The organism is Variovorax sp. Soil_C_19 (assembly GCF_057657255.1).
Window position 1 is genome coordinate 38,685 of record NZ_JBDGIV010000025.1, and the last position, 7,953, is coordinate 46,637.

Genomic DNA, 7,953 nt, shown 5'->3' on the forward strand with positions numbered 1-7,953 from the left:
GATGGGCAGGCACGTTTTGTTTGCATTTGGCATGGACGGGAATCCCGGCAGTCAGAGAAATATCATCCGGGTGATGGCCCATGCTGCGGTCCAACAACCCACGAAATTTCAGCTCTGCGGATCTCTGCGATGAGGTAGTGCCCCAACCGCCGTTCGATCACTGGTTTCCACGGCACGAGGCTGAAGCCCAGTTCGTTTTCGAGCACGGCGAAGCGCCCGCTGGCCAGCAGCACGTTGCAGCGGTAGACGCCGAAAACTCGCTCGCCGTCTTCCCCTGGCCGGTGCGGCAGTCCGGTCTCGTCTGCGATGGTTCGTGCAGCCACATCGAGGTCGTGCTGGCGCAGCGTGCTCAGCAGGTTGCGCGCAAGCACTACCCCCTGCGCACGCCGCTCAGCCAGACCGTGTTCAGCGAGGAAGTCGATGCGCTGGCGCAGCGCATCGCGCAGTTCGCCGCCGAAGCCCTTGTCGGCGACGCCGACCGCGCCGCAGATCAACTGTCGGTCCAGCCATGTCGCGCCAATCGCGCGCGCCTGCCGCTCTATGGGCAGGTGCGAATGCAGCGTCACGCTGCCGCCGGCCAGGCGCTTCGCGTCGTGGTGGCGCGCCCGCTCGGGCAGGTCGGCCGGCACGCGCCAGGCTCCTTCCGCGATGCGTTCGACCAGCCCCGCGCGGCGCAGCGCTTCCAGGCGGCGCACGTGTGCACGAATCGTTTCCTCTGGATCAGCACCGGGCGCGGGACGCGCCAGCAGTACTGAAAGATGTCGATCCGTGCGGTAGAGCCCACCCTCGGCAAGGCCGCCGATAGTCCTGTCGACAGAACGCTCCTTGAGCGCGCTCCGAGCTTCGACCACGGCGCCAGTCGGAAACTGCTTCAGCTCCATGCCGGCCGGCAGCGTGACATAGTGCGCCCGCCCGTCGACGCCGTCGAGCACTAAGTAGCCGCGCTCCTGAAGCTCGTCCGCCATTCCTTTGCCAACGACCCTGCCTACAACTTGTCGGGCTGCGTCACCCGGATCGAATACGGCGAGTTCGCGTTGCGTCGATCCGAGCGCTCTCTGCATTCTGCGCACGATGTCGCCGCGCTCACCCATCGCCTGAAGTGTGGCTTCCATGCCTGAGCGCAGGTGCCAGCGGTTCCCACAAAGCGACTGGGCCAACCCCATTTCGGTCAGCCGATGCAGCCGGCCGATAAGCAATGCGCGCGGCGGACGTCCCGCGTCGTGGCTGGTCGCGAGATCCACAAAACCGTCGCGCGACTGTCGTGCCTGCTGCTGCAAGCTGCGGTCGAGACTGGTCCAGCGTTCCTGTTCCACCTCGCGCAGCAGGTCCTCGCGAATCTCGCGTTCCGTACGCGGCCCGAGCCATTCGGTCGTCAGCTCGCAGGCGCGCTGGCGCATGCCGTTGGCGATGTAATCGCGCGCGATGATGAGGTCTTGGCCAGTTTCGTCGCGGCCGCGCAGCACGATGTGCGTGTGCGGATTGTCGGTGTTCCAGTGATCGACTGCCACCCAGTCGAGCGAGGTGCCCAGGTCGCCCTCCATGCGCGTCATCAGGTGGCGCGTGAAGCCACGCAGGTCTTCGAGTTGCTGTGCGTCCTGGGGCGAGACGATGAAGCGGAACTGATGCCGGTCGCCACGCCCGCGCTCCTCGAAATCGGCCAGATCCGCGTGGTCCGTCGTGGGCCCATAGGCGTGGCCCTTGCCGCCATCGCGATCCACCCCCTCGCGCTCGATGTAGCGCAGGTGCGTTTCCACCGAGCGAGCGCCGGCCTGCTTGAGCACCACGTAGCGGGCCTTGATGACCACGCGGCGCGCGCCGGGGCCGAGCCGTCGGCCGGCGGTTTGCGCCGCGACGTGACCGCGTCCGAGTTTGGCGGAGCTGCGCCCGCCAGTTCGCGCGGTCTGCGAAGGCTTCGCTCCGGACTTGCTCGCCTCGCGCAGCACGCGGCTGACGAAGCGCTGGCCACCGCTTGGCTGGCCCGTTCGTGGTGACTTCGGAGGCCCAGGCCGGACGCTGAAGCGGTCGTCGTCTCGTGGTGTCATCGCACATGCTCCAGCGCAGCGAGGCGCACTGCAGCGCCGACAGCACGCGAGAACGCCAGCATCGGCGCGCACTTGCTGCCGCTTGCGGCACGCGGCCGGCCGAAGGCCGTGCCGCGCCAACCCCCGTGCAGACAAGGCCCGAGGCACCCGCGCGTGCCGTGCCCTTCTATCTTGCCCTCCGCCCGTCTCCCGATTCCTGCCAATCGCTGGTGCGACCGTCCCCGACGGTCGGGTGGCGATCGTCTGCACGAACGAGGCGCGCCGGGTGCGGGCGGCGCGGCAACGCGCGTGCATGCCGCCCGCACGTGGATCGACAGCGCCGATGCACGGATGGCGGCAGTCATGGCGCGCCCCAGGTCCACATCGGCTGCGCGCGGCCGAGCACGGACACCGCGTCGATGGGACCGAAATAGCGGCTGTCGAATGATGCCGGGTTCGTCGTGCTGAGGAGGAACAGCTCGCCGGCGCGCAGCGTGCGGCAGTGCAACCACAGCGGCAGGCCACGGCCCAGGCCATCGGCCTCGCGCGCGAGCGCCACCGGCACGTCATCGACGTAGACGGTGCGCTGCGCGACGCACACCCGCTGGGGCGCCATCGCGCCAATGCGCTTGAGCAGCGGAATGCGCTCGGGCAGGTAGCCGCGCTGCGCCGCGAGCGCGGCTACCTCGCCCGGCAGGCGGACCAGCACGATGTCGTCGACGTGCAGCGCATCGGCCACCGTTCCCGCCGATTCGATGCGATACCAGCCGCGTGGCACGCTGTCGCTGGGGTTGTAGACCCAGCGCGCAGCGGGCGCGTGCAGCGCCGGTGCGGCGAGCGCAGCGATGCCGAGGGCCGCGCACGGCGCGAGCAACAGGCGAGGCGCGCGCGTGCTCACCGCAAGTCCTCCCCGCGCAACCAGGCCGCATGCCGCTCGGTGCCGTAGGCCGGCATCGGTTGGTGTGCCGCGAGGCGGTTGCCGAGCGTGCGCCAATATGCGGGCGCAGCCCGCGCCGGGTCGATGGCGAGCGCTTCGATGGCGTCGATCCTCTGCAGGACGGCCTGCACCGCGGTTTCCCCTTCGGCGCACAGCAGCAGCTGCGCGCCGGGACGAACGCCGGCGATGCGCTGCATGCGCTCGCCCGGGGTGCGAGCCTGCAGCACCATTAGCTGCCAGCGCGTCGTGCCGTAGTCGTTGGATTCCCATCGCACACGGCAGAAGACCGCGCCGGGCGCGAAGCTCGCACAGCGCCGCCAGCGGTCCAGGCGCAGTTCACGCAGCGGCTGGCCGAAGCGCAGGTACAGGTTGATCCGATGTTCGACGTAGGCGAGCGAGACGCGCGTGAGCGGCGGATCGCCCGCGTCAGCGGCCAATGTCACCGACAGGCGCAGCGGCGAGTCCATCGGCGTGTCCACAGACACGTCCGATGGCACGATCGCTGGCGAGGCGTCGGTTGGCCGAATGGTCGATGGCAACGCATTCATGGCCGTTGCTCCGGGAACTCACGCTCCAGCAGCGCGCGCAGCATGTCGGCCACCGTGATGCCGCGAGTGAACGCCGCGACCTTGATGCGCCCGCGCAGCGCAGGCGTAACGTCCAGCGTCAGGCGGGCGGTATAGACCTCGCCTCGCGCGAGTGCGTCGAGATCGTTGGCTTCACCGACAAGCACCCAGGCTTCGGCCTGCGGGTTGGTCGGCGGCCGTGCGCCAATAGGTACGCGCTGCACGCGCTTGCCGTTCTTCATGGCGGACCGCTCCGCAACACTTCGGCGGACAGCGCGGCGATCTCGCGCGCGGCCGGACCGTCGTCGTCCAGCTCGCGCACGAGCCGACCAGCGGTCACGCTGTCGGCGAAGGCGATGCGCTGACGCACCTCAGACGACAGCGCGGGCAGCGGCTGATCGGCGAGCGCGCCGCGCGCTTCACGACCGATCACGGTGGTGCTGACGCGCCGGTTGATGACGAAGGCCGCGCGAAGCGCGGGCCGGAACACCTGCGCTTCGCGTATCAAGGCGACCATCTCCGCGCTGGCCCACACGTCGTAGGGGCTGGGCTGCACCGGGATCAGCACAAGGTCGGCGGCGAGCAGCGCCGAACGCGCAAGGGCCGCAATGCGTGGCGGTCCGTCGATGACGACGTGATCGGTGCGGCGCGCAAGTGCTGGCGCTTCCTGGTGCAGCGTCTCGCGCGCCAGGCCGACGGCGCCGAACAGGCGCGGCAGGCCGCTCTGGCTGCGCCGCTGCGTCCAGTCCAGTGCCGAGCCCTGGGGGTCGGCATCGAGCAGCAGGACGTTCTTGCCAAGCAGGGCCAGCTCGCCGGCCAGATGCGTGGCGAGCGTCGTCTTGCCGACCCCGCCCTTCTGGTTGAGCAGCGCGATGATCACGGCGCGCTCCTCGCAAGCATATTGGCGGGCCTCTCTTGTGCCTTCTCCCTTGCGAGCCTTGCGGCGTCCTTCGCGCGTTGCGTGCCGGCTGCGTGCCGTGCGTCACCGCGGCTTTTCCACAGCGCGCGGCCCTCTCTTATCGTTAGGTTTCTATTGAATACGTTAGATACGTTAGGGGGCGCGCAAGCAGTTGTCGCACAAGGATTTCTGGACCATTGGCACGCTTGATAGCACGAGCGCGCTGCGCCCGATAGCACGAGTGCGCGCACGCCTGATAGCACGAGCCCGTTCACTGGCTGTCCACAGGCCATGCACCGCTGCCGAAGCTGCCGCCGGGGCGCAGCGGTGCCGTGGACGGCACGGGACGGAAGGCCAGCACTTCCGGACCGCGGCGCGAGCGCAGGATGGCGAGCGCGTAGCCGGGCAGCGGCTGGTGCGCGACGATGCGCCGCAGGTCGCAGGCGAAGTCCGCGAAGCGAGCCAGACTGCCGGACTTGCGGTGCAGGTGCATGAAGTCGAAGCGCCAGCCCTCCGGTTGCCAGCCTGCATGCTTGCGCACCAGCCGATACAACCAGCGCTCGATGCCGCCGGACAGACGGAAGTAGTTCGCGTCGATTGTCAGCACCAGGCTGTTGTCCATCACGCCCCCATAGAACCAGTCGGGCAGGATCAGCTCGATGCCCAGCGGCCTGCCCTGCCCGTCCGCGCGCTCCTTCCACTCGTTGATCCACGAGAAGCGGTGCAGCCGCCGCGCGTTGGCCTGGCGGATGGAGGTGGCCACGCTGGTGGACTGCAGGCGGTCGAGCGCGGCCTTCAGGCGCTGGTAGTCGCGCACCGACGTGCCGCGTCCCACGAAGCGCAGGATCTCGTGCGGCGTCGCAGCCATCAGTCGCGAGCTGCGCAGGCCTGCGTCGCGGGCCTCGACGATCTGGCTGGCGGCCCAGATCAGGATGTCGGCATCCCAGATCGTCGCGATGCCGTGTTCGGCCGTGCCCTCCACGCGTACCGTCACCGCCCCCGCGCGGAAGTCGATCGGAACCGTGCGCCGGCTCTTGGCGAGCGAGAAGAACGGGTAGGCCATCAGGTCCTGCACGTCGCGCGCGGGCATCTCGCCCGGCATGGCATGGAACAGTTCGAGCTGCTCGCGCTGCGGATCGCGCGGCGACGTCATCGGCTGCGGTGTCCATGATGGTCAACGCCCGCCGTCGCGGCGCAGAGAGAGGCGTTCGGTGCGCAGCTCGACGTACTCCGGGTCGCAGGTGGCCTCGAAGCTGCGGGCGTCGGCCCAGGCTTCGAGATCGGACAGCGCGTACATCACGCGCCGGCCGAACTTTCGAAAGCGCGGCCCGCCACCGATCACGCGCTGCTTCTCGAGCGTGCGCGGCGACAGCCGGAGAAAGGCCGCCGCCTCGTCGTTGGTGAGATAGCGCGACTGCGCTGAGGTCGTCGCTGTGGTCGGGTGGGTCGACACCGGCTGGGGCGTCGATGAAGGTGCGGCTTGTGGCCGCAGCGCAGCGTGTCTCATGAAAGTGGCCTCCGTCGGTGCTGGTCGCCGACGGGCGAATCGCCGCCGGATGGAAGCAGTCTCAGGAAAGCCAGGCGTCCTGAGGACGGACGTTAAGGGGTCAGCCGGAACGTCCGTCCCGGGAAGGTTCAGTCTGGAGCAGGCGCCGGTAGCCGCCGTCCACGAGCGCCCGGCCGCGACGCGCGAGCCGGCGCACTTGGGCGCGCATCTCGCCCAGGTCGTGCCACCGCTCTGCCACCGCCTCTGCGCCGAACAATGCCTGAGCGATCTCTCGCTGTGTGGCGCCAGCGCCCAGGCCGTCGAGCGTCTGCAAGCTGCGCATGTGCAGCAGCGCAATGCGGTCGGGCCGGCCATGCGCGTGCGCATGGGCGCCCGGCAACGCGGCGTCGCGACCGTAGTAGCCGTTGAGGCGCTCCATCGTGGCGGTCGCCGCGCGCCAGCGCTCGCGCAGCCGCGCCCCGGCCATCAAGCCGTAGGCGTAGGCCGTGCCATGCTCGAGCGCGGGTGAGAATGCCGCGCGCAACGCGCCCTCTGGGCGGTACGCGGTCAGCAGCAGGCGCTTGCCGTCATGCGCGAGTTGCTTGCGTCCCGGCATACGCCATAGCGCGAAGACCGGCGCATCCGCCACCGCCGCCGCGTCCGGATGGAGCTGCGGCAGGCCATCAGGGTCGGGCAGCCAGGCAGGCTGCGCGTGGCGCGCATCGCGCGCTGGGTCTTCGAGCAGGCGCAGGCCCCAGCAGGCCGCATGGTCGGCTTCGTCATCGCTGCCGTCCATGAGCAAGCCATAGTGGGCTCGGTAGTTCGGATTGCGCCGCAGATACTCCCAAGCCAGCGCTGGCCCGTCCAGCGTCAGGACGTAGAGATATGCGGCCGACGGATGCCATTCGTGAGTGCGTGCGCCCATGACGAAACCTCCTTGCTTGAAAGGGGGCGCCTCGGGCAGCGGTCCGGCGATGCCTCCACGGCTTCGCAGGAGGGGTCCATCAATACGGCAGTGTCGTTGTCTCGATGTTGGATGTAGGTGGGGTATGGCAGGCGATGCCGCGTGCGGCCGCCCTTGCGCCGCTGCACCCATGATACGAGTGAGCCCGACCTCGGCGGGCGGCAGCCATGCCGCGACGGGACCGCCTACTTCAATCGTTGATCGAGCCGTCGGCCTCGGCGCGACGCACATATTCAGACAGCGGACGCTGGGGCACGAAGTGCGTATCGCGCAGCACCGGCAGATCGCGCGGGCCACGGATGCGCTGCAGGTCGGACAGACGCACGTGGTCCAACCGGGGCATGCCCATTCCAAGGTCGCACAAGCCGTAGGCCGTGTCTTCGTCGCGCGGATCGAGCTGCACCAGCAGCCAGGTGGCGTGTGCATCCGGCGTGAACAGCTTGACCACCGGCCAGGGATCGGTGTGCACGCCGCCGGCAGCGGCTAAGCCGTTGTCGAGCAACTGGCGGCGTTGATCTTCCGTGATGAGCGAGGTCACTGACACACGCTCCGGGCGGATCGCCCGCCCGGAAGCGGTGAGGAGAAGGCCGGTCGCTGCGCAAGCGCGGCGACCGCCAGAAAGGGGGCGGTGCGGGCCATCATGAAAGGATCCAAGGGTCAGCATAAAGCGGGCCAACGGGAGCGCAACCGGGGGCAACCCGCAAAATGAATCCTATAGATTGTAGCCCTATAGGTGTCTATGCGATGTCATCTTGGACTTGTCCCAAGTCCATTGATGATTCCGAAGAACTCATTTCCTGCTGCTCTCAGATCCCTCCGAAAATCGCGCGGCTTGAGCCAGGAAGCATTCTCGGACGTGTCGAGCCGCACGTACATGAGTTCGCTCGAACGGGGTCTGAAGAACCCGACGCTCAGCAAGGTGGACGAACTGTGCGAGGTCATGGAGGTGCATCCGCTCACCTTACTGGCCTTGGCCTATGGGCTCGACGCAAAAGGCGCTGACATGTTGGCGCCGACCGGAAACTGAGCCAGTTTTGTAGGTAGTGCCGAAGTAAAAGTGAGCCAGGTGTTCAACCTACCC

Annotated in this window: 10 protein-coding genes; 1 reads left to right on the forward strand and 9 read right to left on the reverse strand. The window is 68.4% G+C overall.

The annotated features are described in order from the left end of the window. Positions 1-62: 62 nt before the first annotated feature. The 9 genes from AC3A6R_RS26545 to AC3A6R_RS26585 all read right to left on the reverse strand — a co-directional run bounded on the left by AC3A6R_RS26545 (position 63) and on the right by AC3A6R_RS26585 (position 7,410). Positions 63-2,042, reverse strand: a complete 1,980-nt coding sequence (locus AC3A6R_RS26545) for a DUF3363 domain-containing protein (RefSeq protein ID WP_487866091.1) — start codon at positions 2,040-2,042, stop codon at positions 63-65. 340 nt (positions 2,043-2,382) lie between these two features. Further along, a complete protein-coding gene (locus tag AC3A6R_RS26550; RefSeq protein ID WP_487866092.1) occupies positions 2,383-2,919 on the reverse strand; it encodes a S26 family signal peptidase in 537 nt (178 codons plus the stop codon). After that, the gene (locus AC3A6R_RS26555) at positions 2,916-3,425 is read right to left on the reverse strand and encodes a DUF2840 domain-containing protein (RefSeq protein WP_487866103.1); all 510 of its coding nucleotides are present in this window, start codon (positions 3,423-3,425) and stop codon (positions 2,916-2,918) included. Before AC3A6R_RS26555 ends, AC3A6R_RS26550 begins: the two co-directional genes overlap by 4 nt. Positions 3,426-3,502: 77 nt before the next feature. After that, positions 3,503-3,766 carry a chromosome partitioning protein ParB gene (locus tag AC3A6R_RS26560; protein ID WP_487866093.1) on the reverse strand — a complete coding sequence of 88 codons (264 nt, stop codon included), beginning with the start codon at positions 3,764-3,766 and terminating at the stop codon, positions 3,503-3,505. Next, positions 3,763-4,404: a ParA family partition ATPase gene (gene parA / locus AC3A6R_RS26565; RefSeq protein WP_487866094.1), complete on the reverse strand. Its 642-nt coding sequence runs from the start codon at positions 4,402-4,404 to the stop codon at positions 3,763-3,765. Before parA ends, AC3A6R_RS26560 begins: the two co-directional genes overlap by 4 nt. A gap of 289 nt (positions 4,405-4,693) precedes the next feature. After that, positions 4,694-5,575, reverse strand: coding sequence for a replication initiator protein A (locus tag AC3A6R_RS26570; protein ID WP_487866095.1), 882 nt, complete (start codon positions 5,573-5,575; stop codon positions 4,694-4,696). A gap of 21 nt (positions 5,576-5,596) precedes the next feature. Beyond that, positions 5,597-5,929, reverse strand: coding sequence for a helix-turn-helix transcriptional regulator (locus AC3A6R_RS26575; RefSeq protein WP_487866096.1), 333 nt, complete (start codon positions 5,927-5,929; stop codon positions 5,597-5,599). 100 nt (positions 5,930-6,029) lie between these two features. Then, on the reverse strand, positions 6,030-6,833 hold the full coding sequence (locus tag AC3A6R_RS26580) for a DNA -binding domain-containing protein (RefSeq protein WP_487866097.1): 804 nt from the start codon (positions 6,831-6,833) through the stop codon (positions 6,030-6,032). A gap of 229 nt (positions 6,834-7,062) precedes the next feature. Next, positions 7,063-7,410, reverse strand: coding sequence for a DUF2958 domain-containing protein (locus AC3A6R_RS26585; RefSeq protein WP_487866098.1), 348 nt, complete (start codon positions 7,408-7,410; stop codon positions 7,063-7,065). A gap of 237 nt (positions 7,411-7,647) precedes the next feature. On the opposite strand from AC3A6R_RS26585, the gene AC3A6R_RS26590 reads away from it, so the two are divergent. After that, positions 7,648-7,899, forward strand: a complete 252-nt coding sequence (locus AC3A6R_RS26590; RefSeq protein WP_487866099.1) for a helix-turn-helix domain-containing protein — start codon at positions 7,648-7,650, stop codon at positions 7,897-7,899. Positions 7,900-7,953: the final 54 nt, after the last annotated feature.